Here is a 20679-nt window from a genome sequence, read left to right as displayed (position 1 = left end):
AAAGTGTAGATGACAGCGGCGGGAATGCGTTTAGCGCTGTGAGCGGTAAACTGATTTACCGATAACAGGGCATAGGGTGCTAACCACGGGGACACAGCGGATGCAGGACCATTGGCGTCATGGATTCAGTCTGATGGCTGTTCACATCCGCTTGCAAAAAACGGGCAGGCGAGTCAACAGCAGTGCGGCATGACACGCATCCGGCGTCACGGGAAGCTCTGAAGATTGTGATAAATATCAGTGAACTCTACAGGGAGAGAACCATGATTATACAGCATCTGCGTATTGCCCGACCGGTGACAGACCTGACGCAAAGCAGTCAGAACTATTGCCACGGGCTGGGGTTGCAAGAAATCGGTGAGTTTACTGATCATCAGGGGTTCAGTGGCGTGATGCTGGGCGCTGAAGGGGTGGGCTGGCATCTCGAATTCACGCTCTGTCACACGCATCCCGTCCGGCCATCGCCGACAGATGAGGACCTGCTGGTGCTCTACATTCCGCAACGGCCTGACTGGCTGGCCCGATGTGCCTGTATGGATGAGGCAGGATTTATGCGGGTTCCTGCATTGAATCCTTACTGGGATCAACGGGGCGTGACATTTAGCGACAGGGATGGTTATCGTGTTGTTATCCAGCATGCAGCCTGGCAATCCGCAATCTGACCTGTACCGGAGTTCACCCTGAACATTCTTTGCTTTCACACCGCGGTCAGTAATATCGCGATATTTGATGATGCCGCCAGCGCACTGACACATGACAATCCACCGCTGAATCATCTGGTGATGCCTGCGCTGCTGGCAGAAGCGGAACGCAGCGGCGGGATGACGACTGCGTTACGCCGCCGTATTGCCCAAATGATTGAAACGCTGCTGCCGCAGTTCGATGCGGTGCTGATCACCTGCTCGACGCTGGGGCCGGTTGCCGGTGATTTCAGCGCGCAGGATCGGGTCATGCGCACCGACGGGATGTTGGCGGAGGCGCTGCAGCGTCAGGCAGGGCGCAAGGTTGCGCTCTGTGCGGCAGAGTCAACGCTGGCGGCGACGCGGGCACTTTTCTGCCAGCCCGGCAGCCAGGTGGAGGTCGTGCTGGTGGAGGGAGCATGGGCGGCGTTTAAAGCGGGGGAGACAACACGCTATTTTGCACTGATTGCAGCAGCAGCAGAGCAGGCTTATCAGCAGGGAGCCGTTACGGTGGCCCTGGCGCAAAGCTCAATGACGCCAGTAGCACAGCAGTTTCCTGTCAAACAGCGACCATTGACCGGCCCGTATCTTGCGCTGCAGGCCTGCTACGAACTCAGATGACCGTCACACCCTGCTGGCTCAGCGCCTGTCGCAGCGCCTCGTCCGGCTGCGTTTCCACGACCAGCGTGCTGGCCAGCGACAGGTCGCCTATGGCAAATGCCGAGGCGGAGTTCAGCTTTTCCGCTGACGCCAGCACCACGGTTTCCGCTGCGCGTCCTGCCAGCGCACGCTTGACCGTCGCCTCTTCGAAATTACCGGTGGTCAGGCCCGCCGCCGGATGCACGCCGGTGACGCCCATAAAAAAGAGATCGGCATTGATGCGGTTGATCGACTCCAGCATCGCTGCGCCCACCGTCACCACTGAATGTTTATAGAGCTGCCCGCCAATCAGTATGATCTCCACGAGTGGATGATCGGCTAACGCCAGCGCCACGCTGGGACTGTGCGTAACCGCGGTAAAGCTCAGCGTGGCGGGTAACAGTCGCACCAGTTCCGCGCTGGTGGTCCCGCCATCAATCAGTACGATCTGTCCCGGCTGGATCAGTGAAACGGCTTTTTGCGCAATAACCTGTTTGGAAGCAGTCTGCACGCTTTTGCGCGTTTCAAAGGTGGCCAGCGCAGCGGAAACCGGCAGCGCGCCGCCATGTACCCGCTGCAACAATCCTTCAGCCGCCAGTTCACGCAGGTCGCGGCGGATAGAGTCTTCGGATAGGCCAAAGCGCTGGCTGAGGTCCCGCGACTGCACCTGTTTTTCCTGGGCGAGCAGGGCAAGAATCGTCTGTTTTCGCTGGCTGGATAGCATAACTGGCCTTTGCATGTTTTTTCTTGAATTTGCACGATTGTGCATGATAGCGTGATGGCTGTCTACCTATCCTGGAGAACATCATGCAGCAGAACCATCCCCGCGTGCGCATCATCAATGAGCAGTTGCTGTCAGACAACTGGTATACCCTGAAAAAATATACGTTCTCGCTGCTGCGTCGTGACGGCCGCTGGCAGGAGCAGAGCCGTGAAGCCTATGACCGCGGTAACGGCGCAGTGATCCTGCTCTACAACCGTGACAAACGTACGGTGGTACTGACCCGTCAGTTTCGCTTTCCGATTTTCCTTAACGGGCATGATGGCTTTCTGATTGAAGCGGCCGCCGGTCTGCTGGATAACGCCTCGCCGGAAGCGCGTATTGTTGCCGAAGCCGAAGAGGAAACCGGTTTTCGCGTCAGCCATGTGCAGAAGGTGTTTGAAGCCTTTATGAGCCCCGGTTCGGTTACTGAAAAACTCTACTTTTTTATTGCCGAGTATGGCGATCAGCAGCGTAGCGGTGAAGGCGGCGGAATAGCGGAAGAGGGTGAGGATATCGAGGTGCTTGAGATCGGTTTTGACCAGGCGTTACAGGCGATTGACCAGGGTGAGATTGTGGATGCCAAGACCATCATGCTGCTGCAGCATCTGCGGCTGAAAGGCATTTTATAAGAGAACGGGCAGACCGCCGTTAATGCGGTCTGCCCGTTAAAGCTTACTGATCCTGCGTCAGGATGCCTTTTACATCGTGCGGTTCAGAACGCAGATACTGTGGCGGAACCTGGACTTTACCATCCAGCGCAGCGGCTGCGTGCCACGGCCAGCGCGGATCGTAAAGAATACCGCGCGCCAGCGCCACAAGGTCAGCTTCACCCTGTTGCAGCAGATCTTCTGCCTGCTGCGGCTCAGTGATTAAGCCGACCGCAATCACCGGAATCGACACCTGCTCACGAATATCGCGGGCGAACGGCACCTGATAATTGGGTCCGACGCTGATTTTCTGGTCTTCCGACAAACCGCCACTTGAGACATGAATATAAGCACTGTTCAGCGCTTCCAGCTCACGCGAGAAGGCGATTGACTGATTGATCTCCCAGCCGCCTTCAACCCAGTCAGTGGCAGAAATGCGCACGCCTACCGGCACGGAAGCGGGTACGGCATCGCGAACGGCTTTGAAGACCTCCAGTGGGAAGCGCATACGGTTTTCCAGCGAGCCGCCATATTCATCACTGCGCTGATTCGACAGCGGCGACAGGAACTGATGCAGCAGGTAGCCGTGTGCGGCATGCACTTCGATAAGCTGAATTCCCAGACGCACCGCACGCAGGGCGCTGTCGACAAAGGCCTGTTTTACCCGCGCCAGATCGTCAGTGTTCATGGCAACCGGTTTCACTTCATCCGCGCTGTAGCTCAGTGCGGACGGAGCCACGGTTTGCCAGCCGCCGGCTTCAGGCGCAATCTGCTTACCGCCTTCCCAGGGTACGGCACACGACGCTTTGCGTCCCGCATGACCCAGCTGAATACCAACCGGAATAGAGGAGTAGCGGCGGACATCTTCCAGAACCGTTTTCAGCGCAGCTTCATTATCATCATTCCACAAACCGAGATCGCCGGGGGAGATGCGACCAATATCCTCTACGGCGGTGGCTTCAATGATCATCAGACCTGCGCCGGAAAAGGCCAGCTGGCCAAGATGGATACGGTGCCAGGCGGTCGCATTGCCCGCTTCAGCGGAGTACTGGCACATCGGCGCAATCACAATGCGGTTATCCAGCGTAAGTTCGCCCAGCGAGACAGTGGAAAAAAGTTGGCTCATGTTATCTCCATGGTTTTTATGACTGACGTGACAGGCAATAACTATAGCGGGGGATTTGCCAGGCGGGTGTTTCTTCAACGTGACATTTTATGACGGCGTGCCGGATTCAGGTTACAGATCAACGCAGCCGTATGTCACAGGCAGGCATTGATACGTTAACGGTTAAGCCAGGCGCGCCTTGCTGCTTACGCCCGGCGAACCGGGATTTTGCGTACCGGGTAAGGACAATCACCAGGGGCTGATATTCAGCTACAGGGTGAGTCTCAGACCTGTGCCATTCCACCATCGACAAACAGTTCTGCCGCATTGATAAAGCTGGCGGCATCCGAGGCAAGAAACGCAACGGTGCGGGCAACCTCCTGCGGTTCACCCAGGCGGCCAAGCGGTATCTGTGCTGCCAGCGCATCAAACAAGCCCTGACGCTGATCTTCACTGACCAGATCACCCAGCCCAGGCGTACGGACAGGGCCGGGGCTCACGACATTGATCCGGATTCCGCGATCTTTCAGATCCAGCGCCCACGAACGGGCAAAATTGCGCACTGCCGCTTTACTGGCGCTGTAGACGCTAAAAGCCGCAGTACCCTGCGCTCCGGCAGTCGATCCGGTCAGAATTACCGATGCGCCATCAACCAGCAGAGGCAGGGCTTTCTGGACGGTAAACAGCACGCCGCGTACGTTAGTGCCAAAGATACGGTCAAAATGCTCTTCAGTAATCGCCCCCAGCGGCAGCATGTCGCCGCCCCCGGCGTTGGCAAAGAGAATATCGAGGCGTCCCGCCTGTGCTGCAATTCGCGAGTAAACCTCATCGAGATCGTGCAGTTGTGAGGCGTCTGCGCGGATGCCGCTGACGGTTCCGCCGATTTCAGCGACGGCGGCATCCAGCTCCGCCTGACGACGGCCGGTTATAAAAACCTGTGCGCCCTGTGCCGCCAGCTCCCGGGCGGTAGCCAGGCCAATTCCGCTCGTTCCGCCCGTAACCAGTGCAATTTTTCCTGCGAGTGATGCGTTCATAAGTTCTTCTCCGGATAGTCTCTTAGACAGTTTGGGTTATTCCCGGTCAGCGGGGCTGCCGGACTGATTGCTACTGTAAGAGAGGAGGATTGGCGGATAAATCCGCTAAAATGAAAATGACTATCCACACGGGTGGATAATAGGGAGATAGAATGGATCAGCTGCTGGCGATAAAAGCCTTTTCACGGGTGGTGGAAAGCGGCAGTTTTACCCGGGCGGCGGACTCGCTGAATATGCCGAAGGCGACGCTGAGTAAGCTGGTTCAGGAGCTGGAGGCGCATCTTTCCGTCAGGCTACTGCAGCGCACCACCCGACGCGTGACCATCACCGCAGAAGGGCGTGAATACTATGAGAAAGCGCTGCGCATCCTGCACGATCTCGAGGATATTGATGCCTGTTTCAATTCACTGCGCAGTAAGCCGCGTGGGCAGTTACGCATCGATGTCGGCGGATCTACCGCCAGGGACGTTCTGATTCCGCTGCTGCCCGATTTCTTTGCCCGCTATCCTGATATTACGCTGGATCTGGGCGTATCCGATCGCCCGGTCAATCTTATTAGCGACAACGTTGATTGTGTGATCCGCGGCGGTCCGCTGGTCGATTCCTCACTGATTGCCCGCCTGATAGGGCACGCTACGCTCATTACCTGCGCGACACCCGCCTACCTTAAAGCGTTCGGTGTGCCCGCCTATCCTGATGAACTGCGCAACGGACACCGGCTGGTGAGTTATCTCTCGCCGCAAACCGGCAAGCCATTTCCGCTTCGGTTCGAACGTCAGGGAGAGAAAATTGAGATCACCAGTGCGCATCGCATAGGCGTCAATGAAAGCAACGCGCATCTGGCCGCGGGACTGGCAGGGCTTGGGATCATTCAGACATTTAATTATTCGCTGTCGTCGATTCTGCGGCAGGGAGAAATGGTTGAGATCCTGCACGACTGGCGTCCGGCGGGTTATCCGTTTCATCTGGTTTATCCGCAAAACCGGCACGTAACGCAACGGCTACGGGTATTTATCGACTGGCTGGTAGAGTGCTTTCCGGCGCGGGTAGCGGGAGAGGGGAAATCCGGCATCTGAGTGCCGGATCGGGATCAGTTGCCGCGATAGGTAGAGTAACCAAACGGGCTCAGCAGCAACGGGATATGGTAGTGCTCACCGCTGGCTTCCATGTTGAACTCAACCGGGATCTCCGGGAAAAAGGTTTTCTGGTTGTTCTTTTTATAGAAGTCACCGGTTTTAAACACCACGCGGTAGCTACCCGCACTGGCTGTTTTGTCCTGCGGGAACAGGGCGCTGATGCGACCATTGTTATCGGTGACGCCTGACGCCAGTTTCACCCAGTTATCCTGCTGCTTCTGATCCAGTTCAACTTCGATGCCTGCCGTTGGCTGGCCAGTTTGCAGGTTAAGAACGTGCACGCTCAGTGGGTTTTTAGCGGTAGCAGGCTGAGCAGCGATAGCGGATGCGCCAGAGGTCATCAGTAATGTTGCGATCAAGGCATATGAAGTTTTCATCAATGTTTCCTTTATTGATTGTCTGAAGTCGGGTGACAGTGCAGAGAGAGTAATGCGCCTGAGGGCAAAGAGATATTTAGCCGCAGGAAATGTGAAATTTCTGAGAAAGAAGGAAAATGTCTTTAGTTACATCATACAATGTTTCTGCTTAATCATAGTCCAGCACCTGTGCAGTCATAGCTAATCAGGGAACAGAGGCACCAGATGAAATCCTCTCTGAATTCAGCAATAAAACAAAGCCTGGCCCCTGGCGGGCAACGTAGCGATAGCAATCCTCTGATCTATCCACAGAATCGTCTCGTCAGTTATCAACTACCGGACATGTATCGACTCGTGGGCGGGCTGCTTTCCGTCGCGAATGACGTGAGAATGTGAATCCGGCACATCTGGTCAGCGAGCCGGATACGTACAAAGGTCTGACCGAGACAGGGTGTATAACCGAACGGACTCAGCAGCGGCAGCGGGATAGGGTAACGAGCACCGTTGGCGTCCATGCTGAACTTAATCAGAAAAAACACCACGCTTCTGACTTTTTTCAGGTGCTCAGGCGCAGTGCTTAATTGCTGAAAATCGATACAGATAGCAGCAAAGTAGTCTGTTAATGACGAAAATAGTCAGAGAGGGTAAAAGCTTGAGATAAATAGTGTGCTATTTAGTAGTTTACAATCCAGGTTCGCCGTGTCATTGTCCTGCCAACCAGATAGCACACTACTTAATAGCAAGTTAATTGGAACCCTGTGATGAAAATGAAACTGATCGCCAGTGCATTATTGTTAGCCAGCCAGATGAGTACCGCGTTTGCTGCACCCACTGAAAACAGTCCGCAACCGACCGCAGGCGTGGCCGCTTTCCTGAAGGCGCTCAACAGCGGGAGTGGTAAACCGATTGAGCAACTCTCCGTCAAAGATGCCCGAGCGGTGTTGACGGGGGCGCAGAAGGGCGCAGAACTGCCGCCGGCACAGATTTCACAGAAGATCATTACCGTACAGGGCAAGCCTCTGACGCTGACCATCGTTAAGCCCGAGCACGCCAGCAGCACCTTGCCGGTGTTTATGTTCTTCCACGGCGGTGGCTGGGTGCTGGGTGATTTTCCGACCCATGAGCGACTGGTACGTGACATGGTGAATGCATCCGGCGCTGCTGCGGTATTTGTCAATTATCAACCATCGCCAGAAGCCCATTTCCCGGTGGCAATTACTCAGGCTTATGAAGCCACTAAATGGGTCGCCGAACATGGCGCTGACATTGGCGTTGACGGAAAACGTCTGGCGCTGGTTGGTAATAGCGTTGGCGGTAACATGGTGGCGGCGGTTGCCTTGCAGGCGAAGCAGTTTAAAACGCCGGCCATCCGTTATGATGTGATGCTGTGGCCGGTTACCGATGCGCGTTTCGACACCGCGTCGTATGATCAATTTGCTGACGGACATTTCCTGACGAAGAACATGATGAAGTGGTTCTGGGATAACTATACCGTTTCGGAAAAAGATCGTAATAACATCCTGGCATCACCGTTGCGTGCCACCACTGAACAGCTGAAAGGGCTGCCGCCAACGCTGATTCAGACTGCAGAGCTGGATGTGTTACGTGATGAAGGTGAAGCGTTCGGTCGTAAGCTGGATGCTGCAGGCGTGCCGGTTACCGTAACGCGCTACAATGGCATGATTCATGATTACGGTTTGCTGAACGCGTTAAGTCAGGAACCCACGGTCAGAACAGCTATTAATCAGGCGGGTGAAGAGTTGCGTTCGCATCTCAAATAACTGACCGGTCACATGAAACCAACCCCGGACCGAATCTTCGTCCGGGGTTCTTACCATACAGTAAGTTTGAAGGAATCAGTTCGAAGACGCAGGGCAGTGCGATTGCCGGAACACCAGGAAAGAACGGAGCAGTATCCAGCCGATAAGTGCGCTGTTAATATCTTATTTAACATAATATACATTATGCGCATATTGATTCTGATCGGGAGCGTGATGCTCTATTGTATGGTCTGCTCACCATTTTGGGCTGATCCTGACTGTTTTACTCTTTACAGCAAAATCTGTCAGAAACGATCACAATGTCTGCCTGACCTTGTTACTGTCGCTTATTCTGTTCCGAAACTGAAATAATGTGATGCTACGTTATTCAGCATGGCTTTCCCTGCGGGACATCTTCTTCAGCGACTCTACACGCTATCCTCTCATCAACAAACCTGATATCGGAGATTTGCAGCCGGACGATGCAATGACGACTTCGCCCTTTGCGGCTGGCTGGATGCACTGCTGCGCATTCTGACCGTTTCTCTGCTCAGGTGCTTTGCACAACTTAAGCAGTGACGTCGCTACGTGAAAATTAGCGCATTCATCAGGGCTGTCGCCACAAAAATGCTGTAGAGGCGCCTATGTGCATCACCGCTTTATGTTCATCCTCGTTGTCTGCCTTGCGTACCATTAAATTGTCGTAAACGCGTCCACGTGTAACTACGCTTTCTTCACTCCGTTCCTTGCCAGGTTAATCCTGTAATGATCAAGAAAGCCTGAGTCAGCTTTCTGCTGGCTGTCTGGTCAGCCGGACTCATACCGGCTATTCGCATTGCGATTGCAAGGCAGTCACCGCAGCGCAGTGATGCTTTTGCCCTGAGCATTGAAAATAAGAGTCAGTGACATCCGGTCGTTTTCAGCACTATCAGCGACACGCAAAATGAGGTGTAACGTCCCTGCTCTGTCCTGTCATCCAATAACTATCTCGTATAATCTGTCAAAAAAGCAGAACGTAAATTTCGCACAGCAAGAATGATTCTTCGTATACAAAATCTGAATGATAACGCCCGGGAAAGAAATAAATATAGATCTCTTTTCTTTTAATGACACTGACTAAAATAGTGATGTTTCCATGCACTAAATAACTGATTTAGATCAATATTTATAGCAAGTGCGTCAATTAACATCTTTGTTACCAGGAGTATTCTTAATAAAATGGGATGCGAACTATAAATATCGTCGCTAATTTTTTTATAAAAGCCATTTAAAATGCAGATCGTTTCAATGAAGTAAGGGAGAAAGCAATAATAGAGTCAGTAAAAAATCATTTATCAATGCCATCATAGTGGCCGCTATATACAAAATTGATCACTGAACAAAATTCGCTCATATTTAGCATTGAGTGCGGAATTTTTATTGATCAAAGTGGCGTTATTTGCGAAATATTCCTAACGGACGTAAAAAAATCCTGGTCTCTCAGCACTGCTGAGGGCGTCGTCGCCCTTTTTGTCCCGAATTTTCAACAAATATTACTCCCGCCCGTGGAGGTGACCCCTTAAGAAAAATCCGAATGAAGAAAATAGCGGATAATTTTCATCGCCTTGAAACGCGGAGATTTTTATCGATAAAATAATCACAACTCTCGCAACAACGCCAAAATATTATGATAAAGATAACCAGAGAGGAAATTCGCTGCGCCAGTTGTAAATATGGCTGTGATCTCACCCATCGCGCTTCAGACATTTATAACAGATGTCCGTTGCAAAAAATTACCACCTGGCCTGGAGGGAATCATTTTTTCTCTTCATCCATACTCAGCATGGTCGCTGGAAAATATGAGAGCCTCTTTTGCAGAGGATGTGTATTCGTTGACTTCTCCAGGGAAAATGTCAGGTATTTTACCAATAGCAACTGGATTGAGTATTTGAAACATACGGGATTAATGCTGATTATCGTCAGTGATCGCCATATGGAGCCGCTTGCGGCGTACTGGCAAAAAGAGGACCTGCGTATACAAACTGTGATTTATGCCGACCTGTCCCTGGAGGAGATAAACAGACAAATCCAGGGCTGTTATTTCGGTTTAAAAGGCGAGGTCAGGAAAAAAGTCAATGCACTTAAACAGGATGAAGTTCGGTTCCTTGATCTGGCGATGAACGGGCTGTCACTGCCGATTATTGCCAGAGAAATGGGGATTGAAGTCAAGCGTGTTTATAACATCAAAGATGCCATTCGCCGGAAAATGGGCATCAGCCTCAATCAGTTATTTTCCGCATAATTATGATAAAGGAGTATTAAATGAACACCAAATTCAGAACGCTTAATCTTGCTGTGTTAATCAGTGCCGGGCTGGTGTCAGCCAGCGTGTTTGCAGCTTCAGATAACACCATCAACTTTCAGGGAGAAGTGACCACTGAAACCTGTTCTGTTTCCGTAAATGGCAACAATGCGTCCCCTGTCGTGCTGCTGCCAACGGTCAGTACTTCGGACCTTGCTGCCTCTGGTGCAACTGCGGGTGATACCACCTTCACCGTGGGCGTTAGCGGCTGCGCCGGGGACAGTACCTCGGCCACCAAAATCTCGACGGTGTTTGTGGGGAATAACGTTAGCGCTGCCGGTAATTTATCTAACACCGGAACCGCAAAAAATGTTGAGGTACAAATCCTCGATCCGAAAGATGCGGTGGTTAATCTGACCAGTGGTTATACCGGCAGCGGTGATCTGACACTGCAGACCGGTGAAACTTCTGGCTCTGCCACCTACTCTGCCCGTTATTACGCATCAGGCACGCCAACGGCGGGTACCGTTACCGCATCACTGCAATATGCCGTGACTTACCAGTAATATTTTTCGTGCGTATCTGGATAGCCAGATACGCACGCCACGCTTGAGATATCCGACATGTATTCGCGCATTATGCTGTTCCCATTAAAAATGGTAATACTGATTTTTTTGATGACGTTTATTTCGGATAACGTCCAGGCAAGCGTCACTATTCTTGGCAGCCGAATTATTTATCCGGGTAATGCTCTCTCCGTCGATGTTCAGTTAAAGAACAACGATAATATTCCTTATGTCATTCAGGCCTGGCTTGATAATGGCAATATGGATTCGCAACCTGGCGATAAGAGTGACGTGCCTTTTATTATCACGCCACCGCTGTTTCGGATCCAGCCTCTGACCGGCCAGGTTTTAAGAATCCGATTCATACCTAATGTCTCATTACCACAGGATCGCGAGACGATTTACTGGTTCAACTCCCTGCAGATCCCCCCCGGTAATATTCAGGCGGAATCAGGCCGTAACAGTATTGTTTTAATGTTACGTAACCGCATGAAACTCTTTTATCGTCCTAAAGCGATTGGTCAGCCGGTTAATGTTTTCGACGGTGTAAAAGTAACGATGCAAAAAGAGGGGGTTGAAATCAACAACACTCAACCCTGGTATCTCTCACTTACAGAAGTTGCAATAAAAACAGCAGGCAAAAAAACAGCCTGCGAAGCCGAAATGATTGCGCCCTTTGCCAAAAAAATAGTCAGGTGTAAACCGGCAACGCACTCTTTATCAGCTAATAGCGTGATTTCTCTTTCAGCAATGAATGACCAGGGAGCTAAAGTCAGTGAAGACTATCCGATTGCAGGCAGGTAATATCCGCATCTTTTTTTTGCCTCTCTGTGCATCATTTACTTTTTCAACGTATGGACACGCTGATGAGTACTATTTCGATCCTTCGCTGTTTAAAGGTTCCGCCTTTGGCCAGAATATTGATCAGTTTAACCATCAGACTATCGCTCCCGGCAACTATTATGTCGATATCTATGTTAACAATAAGCTGGTTAAAAGCGGCGTCACCCTGAACTTTCTGTCAGCAGAGAAAGGTCAGCCGATAGAACCTTGTCTCCCGCTGACGGTGGCTGAATCATTAAGCCTTAAGTCACTGAATAAATCCTCAACCAGCGAGGGCTGTCAGCCCTTGCGTCACTGGTCATCAGCGGCCCGCTGGCAATTTGATCAGGCTTCACTGCGGCTGCAGTTCACCATTCCGGATGCGGAGTTAATTCATCTGCCCAGGGGAAATATTCCCGTCGCCGAAAGGGATAAAGGGATCTCCGCCCTTTTCATCCGGCATAACACCAATTATAGCTGGACGGAAAATAGCGCTTCCGGTTACAGATACCAGTATCTCTGGAGTGGCATCACGGCGGGCACTAATATTGATAACTGGCAGCTGCGCCATCAGGGCAATCTGCGGTTTATCGACAATAACGTTACCGGCAGCGATGTTCGCTACACAACGGTCAGAACCTGGCTTCAGCGCCCCATTGAACCGCTGAACAGTCTGCTGACACTGGGCGACAGCTATACAGAAAGTTCGCAGTTTGGCAGCCTTTCTTATAATGGCATTAAGCTCACTACCGATGAAAGGATGCGTCCGCAAAGCCGGCGTGGTTATGCGCCCGAAATTCGCGGTGTGGCCTCCTCCAGTGCCCGGGTTATCGTCAGACAACTGAATCGCGTTATTTATGAGACCAGCGTGGCGCCTGGTCCCTTCGTGATCAACGATTTGTACAATACCCGTAGCCAGGGCGATCTCGATGTTGAGATTATTGAAGCCAATGGCAAAACGTCCTCGTTTACCGTTCCTTATGCCTCTGTGCCTGATTCGGTCAGGCCGGGAAACTGGCATTACTCGGTTGCACTGGGTCGGGTACGGCAATTCTACTCAGTTAATAACACCTTCTTCGAAGGGCTGTTGCAGCGCGGTATCAGTAACCGACTGACCGCTACGGCAGGATCGCGGCTGGCTCAGGACTATCAGGCCTGGCTGCTTGGCGGTGTCTGGACTTCGGCAGCGGGCGCAGTGGGATTAAACACCACCTTTTCTGATGCAAAGGTCGCACAGAACAGAAATGCTTCGGGATGGCGCGCCGAGCTGAGCTACAGCAAAACCTTTGCTACCGGCACCAACCTGGTCCTGGCCGCCTATCGTTACTCAACCAGCGGTTATCGCGACCTGCAGGATGTGCTGGGCGTTCGGCGCCAGCAGGACAATGGCATCAGTTACTATTCAGATACGCTGCATCAGCGTAATAATTTTTCTGTGACCCTGAGTCAGTCAATGGCCGATTATGGCTTAATCAGCCTGAGCGGCAGCACGGCGGATTACTATAATAACCGGTCACGTATTACTCAGCTTCAGTTAGGTTACAGCAACAGCTGGAATAACATCAGTTACAGTCTCAACGTTGCCCGTCAGCGTACTACCTGGAATTATGATCGTTTCGGGCTGAACCTGGACGATGGTGATAACGCATACCGCGAGAAATATACCGAAAATACCGTTTCACTGAATGTCTCGGTTCCGCTGAACTGGGGCAATCACACTACCTCAGTGGCCTATAACTACAACCAGTCTAAAGAAACGCGCAATTCGACGCTCTCACTGACCGGTTCATCTGGCGAGAACAATCAGCGATCCTGGTCCCTGTATGGCGGAACCGAAAATACGCAAAGTAACAGCGGCCACCGTGTCTCGTTCGGCGGAAATATTCAGCAGAATACGCGCGCAGGCGCGGTCAGAGCGAATTATGGTCAGGGGGATAATTATCGCCAGGCTGGATTAGGGCTTTCTGGTACGTTGCTGATTCATCGCGGCGGCGTCACCGCCGGACCTTATACCAGCGACACTTTTGCGCTTATCCATGCGGATGGTGCCCAGGGCGCCAGCGTACGCAATGGTCAGGGTGCCGTCATTGATCATTTTGGTTACGCTATCCTGCCGTCGCTGACGCCATATCAGGCCAACACCGTCAGCCTTGATACACGCTATATGAATGCTGATGCCGAATTAAGCGGCGGAAGCCAGCGCGTTGTGCCCTATGCCGGTTCCGTTACCCGAATTAATTTTGCCACGCTGCAGGGTAAGGCCGTCTTAATCGCGCTCAAAAATGAAGATCATGAAATCCCGCCAATGGGCACCGAGGTCCGTGATGCTGATAATACCGTGATAGGTATTGTGGGCCAGGGTGGTCAATTATATGCACGTGTACCGCATGACTCTGGAACCTTAAAGGTAAACTGGGAATATAAGGGCAATAAAACATGTTTTGTTAATTATCAAATAACCGGTCGCGTGAATGAGAATATTGTTCGCCTGGATGCTGTCTGCCATAAGGGTTAATCGTGTGAGAATCGAAAAATATTTCCTGTATATCTTATTATTGCTGTTCAATGTGCCCGCCTGGGCTAATTGCAGTGTTGTTACCGCCACATCCTCGTTGTCTCAAAGCGCGATTGCAGCAGGCTATACCGCCGCCTACTGGACCGGCGCTTGCGACACCTGCTCAGGGAATGTGGGCCTGCCATCTGTGATCAGCATCAATAGCGGAAAGACCTTCCAGCCCTCTGGCACACTGCTGGCCAGCTCGGTAGGCAGCTTTCTGTCATCGGCCAGCAATGTTTCCTACTCAGCTAACCAGATTCTTTACCGCTGCGCCGTGGCAGATGCAGACAGTTTGTATGAGATGTATGCCACCAATGGCGACAGCCCCTATGCCGGTCAATATATTACCTCTGAAGTGGACGGCGCCTATTATGATGTCGCTGCAAATGTTGCCGTCAGGCTAACTAACCTGACAACCGGCGAATATTACAGTCGCTACTGGAAAGCCCGACAGCTGACAGCCAGTGACTGGTATTCTGATGGCACCTATATTTATATTCCGGCCAGTGCTTTCAGCAATGTGCTGTATGAAATGTTTAAAATAGACTCTACGCGCTATTACGCCAGCAACAGCAATCGCTATGTGGACAACTGGACACAACCTCGCGGATATATTGCTTTTAAAGGACCCGGGCTGGATACCAATAATCTGAAAGTGGGCCAGGATAGTCTCTCTTACTGGTATGGTTTTTACCGTAACTGGCCCGCTGCATGGAGCACCTTCTCAAATGTCACCTATGTGCGTGGCGCGCTATGCGAAGTCCAGGATTATCCTTCGGTGGTGCTGCTGCCTACCGTAAGCGTGAATACCCTTGCCGCGGGCGGGAAAAGTCAGGCTCCTTTTACTATCACTATCCAGTGCGAGTCCGGTGCCATCTCCGGCACCAGTACATCGACGATCACGTCAGCAAATGTCGCTATGGGCTTTCTCGTTAACCAGTCAAATGCGGTAACGCAGGCAAGAAATCTGGGGCTGACTACAGCTGGCGGCGGGTTAACCTGGCTGCTGGATACCCACTATGGTAGCAGCGCTGCCGCCTCCGGCGTCGGTATAAAAATTTATGACAGTCATAATATGGCGCTCAATTTACTGCCTGACAGAACAGTGACGGGCACGGGCAACAGCCGTGGCTGGTATGCCTATAAAGATTTAACGTCGCAAATCTCCTCAGGAGGCGCTGATATTTACAGTGGTGATTTCACCGCCTCTCTTGAAGCGCTCAGCGGGCAAACTATTACAGCAGGAACAGTCAATGCGCAGTTACAGGTTGTGGTCAGTTTTCAGTAACGTCGTTGTGTTATCTGGCGTCCTGCTCTCATTCAGCGTCTGGGCGGTGGTCAATGTGGATAAAACCCGGATCGTTTTCAATCAATCGGATCTGAGCCAGTCTGTTAACGTCGTCAACAGCGGCGGAAACGAAACGTATTTGCAAATCTGGACAGATGACGGTGACCTGACTCTCTCACCCGACGCCAGCATCACGCCCGTCATAGTCATACCGCCGGTGGTAAAAATGTATCCGGGAGAAATGCGATCGTTGCGTCTGGTACTCACTTCACGTCAGGCGCTGCCCGCGGACAAAGAGAGCCTCTACTGGTTAAATATTTATCAGATCCCTGCGCTGAAAAAAGAGCTTAACGCGGCTGAACGTAAAGTGGTGTTACCGCTGCGAATCCGGCTAAAAATCTTTATACGGCCTGAGGGACTAAACGCCCCGCTGACCACCGATCCGGAAAAGCTCCGTTTCGCGGTAAAGGGAAATAAAATCGCCATAACCAACCCTACTCCCTGGTTCATGAGCATGAATGTCTATTCTGAAGGTCAGCCATCAATAAAAAATCTCACTCTTGCCCCACAATCTGATGCTTACATTGACAGTCACACTCCGCCTAAATCCGGTGAGTCAGTGAGTTATGCGGTGATCAATGACCAGGGGATTCCGGTTAACTACACGACAACCTTGAAGTAACCGGACGGGAGTGCCATCTGCCGACAGGCATAGTGCACATAAATCTGACCTTTTGCGGCAGTCCAGGGCGTCGCTACATGAATTCTGCGCATCTGATGGGGCTGGCAGTACGCAGAATTTACCTACGCATGGCGTTTTGAGAGGCTCAAGAGGCAGTTCCGCAAGACAATCCATTTTAGCCGCGCTAGAGTTGCTGGCTTCCACTGTTTCAACGACGAGAAAAAATGAAACGCTTATTTGTCTATGGCACGCTCTGTCCGGGACGCGAGAATGCCCATATCCTGGAAAATATTGGCGGAGAATGGCTGGCCGGTTCGGTGAACGGTACCTTCTATCAGCGCGGCTGGGGCGCAGCGGCTGATTTTCCGGGCATCGTTCTGGATGAGCATGGGCCCGACGTGCCGGGTTATCTGTTTCTCTCCGACCAGCTGGACGCCCACTGGCCGATGCTGGATGCGTTTGAAGATGGCTACGATCGCGTTGAGGTTCGCGTTTCTGCCGAGGATAATCGGCAATACAGTGCGTGGATTTATCAGCTTCAGCCGCAGGAAAGCCGCTGAGCTATTACCGCTGAACTTTTCCTGCAGTGAGATGCGCGCGCCCTGCTCTTATTGTCTGCTGACCCTATTTTCCTGTCAGACAATATATACGGGCACGCTGCCTGATTCTCAATCTAATTAAGATTTAATGTATGATGTAACTAAAACAAGGTCGTCCGCTCTGGTCCCGGCAAGCGCTCTCTTAGCCCGCCAGCCAGCCCTGTTATACCGGGTTAATCTGGCCAGCGCTGATGTGGAAACAGTGATACCCGAATATTAAACAGATGGATTAAGGGCGCAACAGCCACACTCTCCTCTCGGGCGATCGGCTCCAGTCTTAGCAGCAACAGATCCAGCTCATCCAGCAGATCCTGATGTGGCGCTAACTGCAGCGACTTCATCTTGCGCTTCAGGTATAGCGCCAGCTCGTGAAACATCTGACCACTATCAATCTGATGACTCTCCAGCACCTCACGATAACGTGCGTAGAAGTCATAACAGTTGGCGCCCAGCCAGGTTTCAGTAATCAGATACCCCCCCACCACGATATCCGGCACCGGATCGAGCCTTTTACGCGGCAGAATGATATTCACCCGGTCGAGCATCCGCGCAATAAATTGCTGCCGTGACAGTAGCGTGGCGGAATTGCGCTCCACCATTTTAATAAACCCTAACAGATCGCGCAGTCCCCGTTGCACCGCTCTTCTGGCGATCCATGACGGCCGTTTGTTGCGAATCAACGCCGTCAGCACCACCGCAAACATAATCCCCACCATCGAGGAGATGGCCGCATTCAGCGTGACGATCAGATTGGGGACATAGTGATGGCTTAAGCCGATAAAACCGGGGATTTGAATGGCGACACTCAGCCCTACCAGATTGGTCGCCGGATTGGCAATGACCAGGCTCAGCAGCATCAGACCGGGCAGCAGTATGATCATCAGCGCCTGTAAGGTATTGGCCTGCGGGATCAGAAAAGCGATGTAGAACAGGCTGACCACCAGCGCAATCATCACCCCTTTCACGAACAGCTTCATCGGCGTTACCGGGGAATCGACACCAGCAAAAAATGAACTGATAATCGCCGCCATTAGAGGTGCATTCGCCCCATCGGCCCAGCCGCTGCCGATCCAGAACAGGCTGGAGAGGAAGGTCGCCAGAAATGCCGTCAGCGCGGACAGCCGTAACAGTCCCTTGTCGATATGCCGGTGTTCCCGGATATTGCGGATCGCCGCCCCATCCCCGTGGCTGTAGAGATCCCCTGCGCGCGCACTGACATTCTCATAAGCATCGGCAATGCGCACAAAGTTAGCCAGCCGCTCAAGCAGACCAATCAGCAGCAGGCTCTCTTCGGTTGCCAGCAGCCCGGCCCGCCATTCGTGCTCCAGGGTTGCCTGACTGGCAGCAATCGCTTCACGCAGTCCGGCAATATCGTTAATCCGATCGTGGTGCAGCCACAACAGGAACTGCTGAAACACGTCGGTGACGCACGGCGGAAAACGAATATTGAGTTCGGCCAGCACACCCAGCCGTGACTCAATCGCCGTCAGTGTCGGCAGCAGATAAGTCAGATGCTGATACTGTACGCTGACCAGACGGATGACATTACGCGCCGCTTCGCCCTCATAGACGCAGTGGGTCAGCAGCGTTTCAACATTCAACGGATAACCCGCCATCTGAATCAGGATATCTTCGCGCTCCAGCGATTTGTTCTTTGCCATTCCGCTGATCAGTTCATCACAGAGTTTGCGCGCGTTCTGAAACCAGAGATTAACGCTCTGCCCCAGCAGATGATGCATCGAAACCGGAAACACCAGCCGGTGAACCAGCGTGCTGCAAAGGATGCCCAGCGTAATCTCCTCAATACGTGAAACTACGGTGTTGATGATTGCCAACGGTGACTCCACGTCAGGAAATCCCATAATCGCTGCGCTGTAGCCGGCCAGCATAAAGATATAGCTCTTCGGCGTGCGGTCATGCAGAGAGAGCCAGAGGCAAACCGTTACCCACAGCGATACGCACAGGCTGAACAACACTGGCGACTGTACCGTTTCGGGGTAGATCAGCAGAATAAAGATGCCGCCCAGCAGCGTGCCCAGCAGGCGAAACAGCGATTTCGAGACGGTCGATGCTGCATAGAGTTGCGAGGTGACAAATACCGTGGTGAGCGCCCAGGCGGGTTTTTCGAAGTTAAGAACGAGCGCCACAGAGAGTGCGATAAACGCGGCAAAGGAGGTTTTGCAGGCAAACAAAACCGCGTTTTTGGTAAACCATTTCATCGAATGAGAGCAACCAGGAACTTTCTGAGGCGCGTATCCTGACAGAAGCGCCTGCGTTTTACTCTCAGTTAAATTTTACAAATTATTACCGGCCGCATCAGGCCGGTTAAGCCCCTGCTGGCGCACCAGCGCACGGCGCTTATCCAGTAAAAAAGGGCGCAGATAGCCTACCGTGTTCGAGAGCAAAATCACCTCTTCGGCAATCTCAATCTTCAGCACGTCTGTCAGATACGCTTTGCGCTGAGTCATTCGTTGCCAGAGATCGGGAAAACGACGCGCCAGCTCATCACGCAATGCCGCGTCCGCCAGTCCGACCGTATCCTCTATACTGCAGCCGCCATAACCCGGCACCGACGGGATAATATCAATCTGCAGCAGCATACCGCTTTTCAGTGTCACGGCTGAATCGGGATAGATGGGCGAGCTTAGCCACTCTTCGTCAGCCACCAGATGCCCCGGATTAAGATGCCAGCCATACTGCGCTTTCGGCAGCACCGTTTCGATAAGCGAATAGAGTTCGCAGCCAGCGATCCCGATCCGCAACTGCTCCAGCCAGCTTACCACCGCATGATAATAGGGGATCGCCAGCCGGGTCAGCCAGTCAGAGACGTTACACTGTAACTCAGAAGCGTCACTGACCACGTAAGCCGAGCGGCTGGTCAGCCCGCCTTTGTAGCCGGTGGTAAGAGAAAGCTTATCGCCTGTCGCAATTCGTTTATCAGACGGATAGAGCCGGGCCAGGGCGAAACGATCGCCGGTCGCGGCAATCGTCACCACCGTGTTTGGCTGCCCTTCTGCGTTCAGACGTGCGCCTAATACCTTCTCTGTGACGCCCGGCGCTACGCTATCCAGCGCAGCCAGCATCGCGGTTGAAGCAAGATTGGCCCCCGCCTCATAAAACGCCACTTCATCGGCGCCGTTAACGCAGCGTGCACCGTTGTCAGGCGAGATAAACAATCCGGTAGCGTTTACCAGTTGTGCATCGCCGCCCGCTGCCTGCGCCGCCGCGGCATAGATGAACTGCGGCAGATCAAACATCCCTTGCTGCCTGCCGGTAAATAACTTCCAGCCCACCAGCCCGGTGCGTTCTCCCGCCACTATCCCTGCCTCTGTTAACAGCTGATCCAGGGGCTGCGCCCCGCGCATAGGCTGGTTGGGCAGAGAAAAGACCGCCGCATGCAGACAGCGTCCCGGATTGCGGGCAAACGGCACCAGCTTGAGGTTCTCATTGCCCATGATATAGGTGAGCTCGCCCTGCTGAGTCACCACCAGCAGCGCCTCCTCAAAGCGCGGAATGAATCCCGCCAGATACTCAAAATTGCTGCCGTGCTCTTTGTCGGCATAGATAATAAGTTGCGCAATCTGCTGCTGCTGCATCCGCTCAATAATGGCGGCCAGACGGCGATGCAGTGTTTCATCAGATATCACAGGGCTGGCAGCACCGGGAAATGCCGGCGGTGACGGGATTGTTTCCAGGGCATAGCGATTGGCATCCATAACGCACTCCAGTGGCCAGATTGACGGGGTTTGATTTCCGTTCCCAGG

Annotated in this window: 18 protein-coding genes; 12 read left to right on the top strand and 6 right to left on the bottom strand. The window is 52.6% G+C overall.

Annotation, left to right across the window (positions count from 1 at the left end):
• Window positions 1–263 precede the first annotated feature (263 nt).
• Together AFL22_RS19170 and AFL22_RS19165 are read left to right on the top strand one after the other, a co-directional pair.
• Window positions 264–662 (top strand): VOC family protein, encoded by a 399-nt coding sequence (locus tag AFL22_RS19170; RefSeq protein WP_033787865.1) that lies wholly within the window; start codon window positions 264–266, stop codon window positions 660–662.
• Window positions 663–782: 120 nt separating this feature from the next.
• The gene (locus AFL22_RS19165; protein ID WP_052271947.1) at window positions 783–1301 is read left to right on the top strand and encodes a hypothetical protein; all 519 of its coding nucleotides are present in this window, start codon (window positions 783–785) and stop codon (window positions 1299–1301) included.
• On the opposite strand, the gene AFL22_RS19160 is transcribed toward AFL22_RS19165, so the two are convergent.
• Window positions 1294–2043, bottom strand: coding sequence for a DeoR/GlpR family DNA-binding transcription regulator (locus AFL22_RS19160; protein ID WP_010670143.1), 750 nt, complete (start codon window positions 2041–2043; stop codon window positions 1294–1296). The genes AFL22_RS19165 and AFL22_RS19160 overlap by 8 nt on opposite strands.
• 83 nt (window positions 2044–2126) lie before the next feature.
• On the opposite strand from AFL22_RS19160, the gene AFL22_RS19155 reads away from it, so the two are divergent.
• A complete protein-coding gene (locus AFL22_RS19155; RefSeq protein WP_010670144.1) occupies window positions 2127–2711 on the top strand; it encodes an NUDIX domain-containing protein in 585 nt (194 codons plus the stop codon).
• A gap of 43 nt (window positions 2712–2754) precedes the next feature.
• Here the strand turns inward: AFL22_RS19155 and AFL22_RS19150 are convergent, their stop codons facing one another.
• Together AFL22_RS19150 and AFL22_RS19145 are read right to left on the bottom strand one after the other, a co-directional pair.
• Window positions 2755–3855 carry an NADH:flavin oxidoreductase/NADH oxidase gene (locus tag AFL22_RS19150; RefSeq protein ID WP_031592311.1) on the bottom strand — a complete coding sequence of 367 codons (1101 nt, stop codon included), beginning with the start codon at window positions 3853–3855 and terminating at the stop codon, window positions 2755–2757.
• Window positions 3856–4118: 263 nt separating this feature from the next.
• Window positions 4119–4868 (bottom strand): glucose 1-dehydrogenase, encoded by a 750-nt coding sequence (locus AFL22_RS19145; protein WP_052271946.1) that lies wholly within the window; start codon window positions 4866–4868, stop codon window positions 4119–4121.
• Window positions 4869–5020: 152 nt separating this feature from the next.
• Here AFL22_RS19145 and AFL22_RS19140 point away from each other — a divergent pair, with 152 nt between their 5' ends.
• On the top strand, window positions 5021–5944 hold the full coding sequence (locus tag AFL22_RS19140) for a LysR family transcriptional regulator (RefSeq protein WP_052271945.1): 924 nt from the start codon (window positions 5021–5023) through the stop codon (window positions 5942–5944).
• Window positions 5945–5958: 14 nt separating this feature from the next.
• Here the strand turns inward: AFL22_RS19140 and uraH are convergent, their stop codons facing one another.
• Window positions 5959–6381, bottom strand: coding sequence for a hydroxyisourate hydrolase (gene uraH / locus AFL22_RS19135; RefSeq protein WP_010244915.1), 423 nt, complete (start codon window positions 6379–6381; stop codon window positions 5959–5961).
• A gap of 740 nt (window positions 6382–7121) precedes the next feature.
• Here uraH and AFL22_RS19130 point away from each other — a divergent pair.
• The 8 genes from AFL22_RS19130 to AFL22_RS19095 all read left to right on the top strand — a co-directional run bounded on the left by AFL22_RS19130 (window position 7122) and on the right by AFL22_RS19095 (window position 16876).
• Window positions 7122–8141 (top strand): alpha/beta hydrolase, encoded by a 1020-nt coding sequence (locus AFL22_RS19130; RefSeq protein WP_050679539.1) that lies wholly within the window; start codon window positions 7122–7124, stop codon window positions 8139–8141.
• 1741 nt (window positions 8142–9882) lie between these two features.
• Window positions 9883–10401 (top strand): LuxR family transcriptional regulator, encoded by a 519-nt coding sequence (locus tag AFL22_RS24575; protein ID WP_228379710.1) that lies wholly within the window; start codon window positions 9883–9885, stop codon window positions 10399–10401.
• A gap of 20 nt (window positions 10402–10421) precedes the next feature.
• Complete coding sequence (locus tag AFL22_RS19120) at window positions 10422–10967, top strand: fimbrial protein (RefSeq protein ID WP_010670150.1); 546 nt, start codon at window positions 10422–10424, stop codon at window positions 10965–10967.
• A 57-nt stretch (window positions 10968–11024) separates the two neighbouring features.
• A complete protein-coding gene (locus AFL22_RS19115; protein WP_010670151.1) occupies window positions 11025–11771 on the top strand; it encodes a fimbria/pilus periplasmic chaperone in 747 nt (248 codons plus the stop codon).
• Window positions 11743–14304 (top strand): fimbrial outer membrane usher protein, encoded by a 2562-nt coding sequence (locus tag AFL22_RS19110; RefSeq protein WP_052271944.1) that lies wholly within the window; start codon window positions 11743–11745, stop codon window positions 14302–14304. The genes AFL22_RS19115 and AFL22_RS19110 overlap by 29 nt, the downstream gene beginning before the upstream one ends.
• A 4-nt stretch (window positions 14305–14308) precedes the next feature.
• Window positions 14309–15634, top strand: coding sequence for a fimbrial usher protein StbD (stbD, locus tag AFL22_RS19105; RefSeq protein WP_033771784.1), 1326 nt, complete (start codon window positions 14309–14311; stop codon window positions 15632–15634).
• Window positions 15600–16316, top strand: a complete 717-nt coding sequence (locus tag AFL22_RS19100) for a fimbrial assembly chaperone (protein ID WP_052271943.1) — start codon at window positions 15600–15602, stop codon at window positions 16314–16316. Before stbD ends, AFL22_RS19100 begins: the two co-directional genes overlap by 35 nt.
• A gap of 224 nt (window positions 16317–16540) precedes the next feature.
• Entirely contained in the window at window positions 16541–16876 is a 336-nt protein-coding gene (locus tag AFL22_RS19095; protein WP_022625647.1) for a gamma-glutamylcyclotransferase family protein, read from the top strand.
• Window positions 16877–17088: 212 nt separating this feature from the next.
• On the opposite strand, the gene AFL22_RS19090 is transcribed toward AFL22_RS19095, so the two are convergent.
• Both AFL22_RS19090 and AFL22_RS19085 read right to left on the bottom strand, forming a co-directional pair.
• Window positions 17089–19134: an FUSC family protein gene (locus tag AFL22_RS19090; RefSeq protein WP_052271942.1), complete on the bottom strand. Its 2046-nt coding sequence runs from the start codon at window positions 19132–19134 to the stop codon at window positions 17089–17091.
• Window positions 19135–19209: 75 nt separating this feature from the next.
• Complete coding sequence (locus tag AFL22_RS19085; protein WP_052271941.1) at window positions 19210–20631, bottom strand: M24 family metallopeptidase; 1422 nt, start codon at window positions 20629–20631, stop codon at window positions 19210–19212.
• Window positions 20632–20679 lie beyond the last annotated feature (48 nt).

Origin of the sequence: Pantoea sp. CFSAN033090, assembly GCF_001264395.1 — a bacterium.
Classification (GTDB): Bacteria; Pseudomonadota; Gammaproteobacteria; order Enterobacterales; family Enterobacteriaceae; genus Pantoea; species Pantoea agglomerans.
This window is presented reverse-complemented; position numbering and strand designations above follow the sequence as displayed.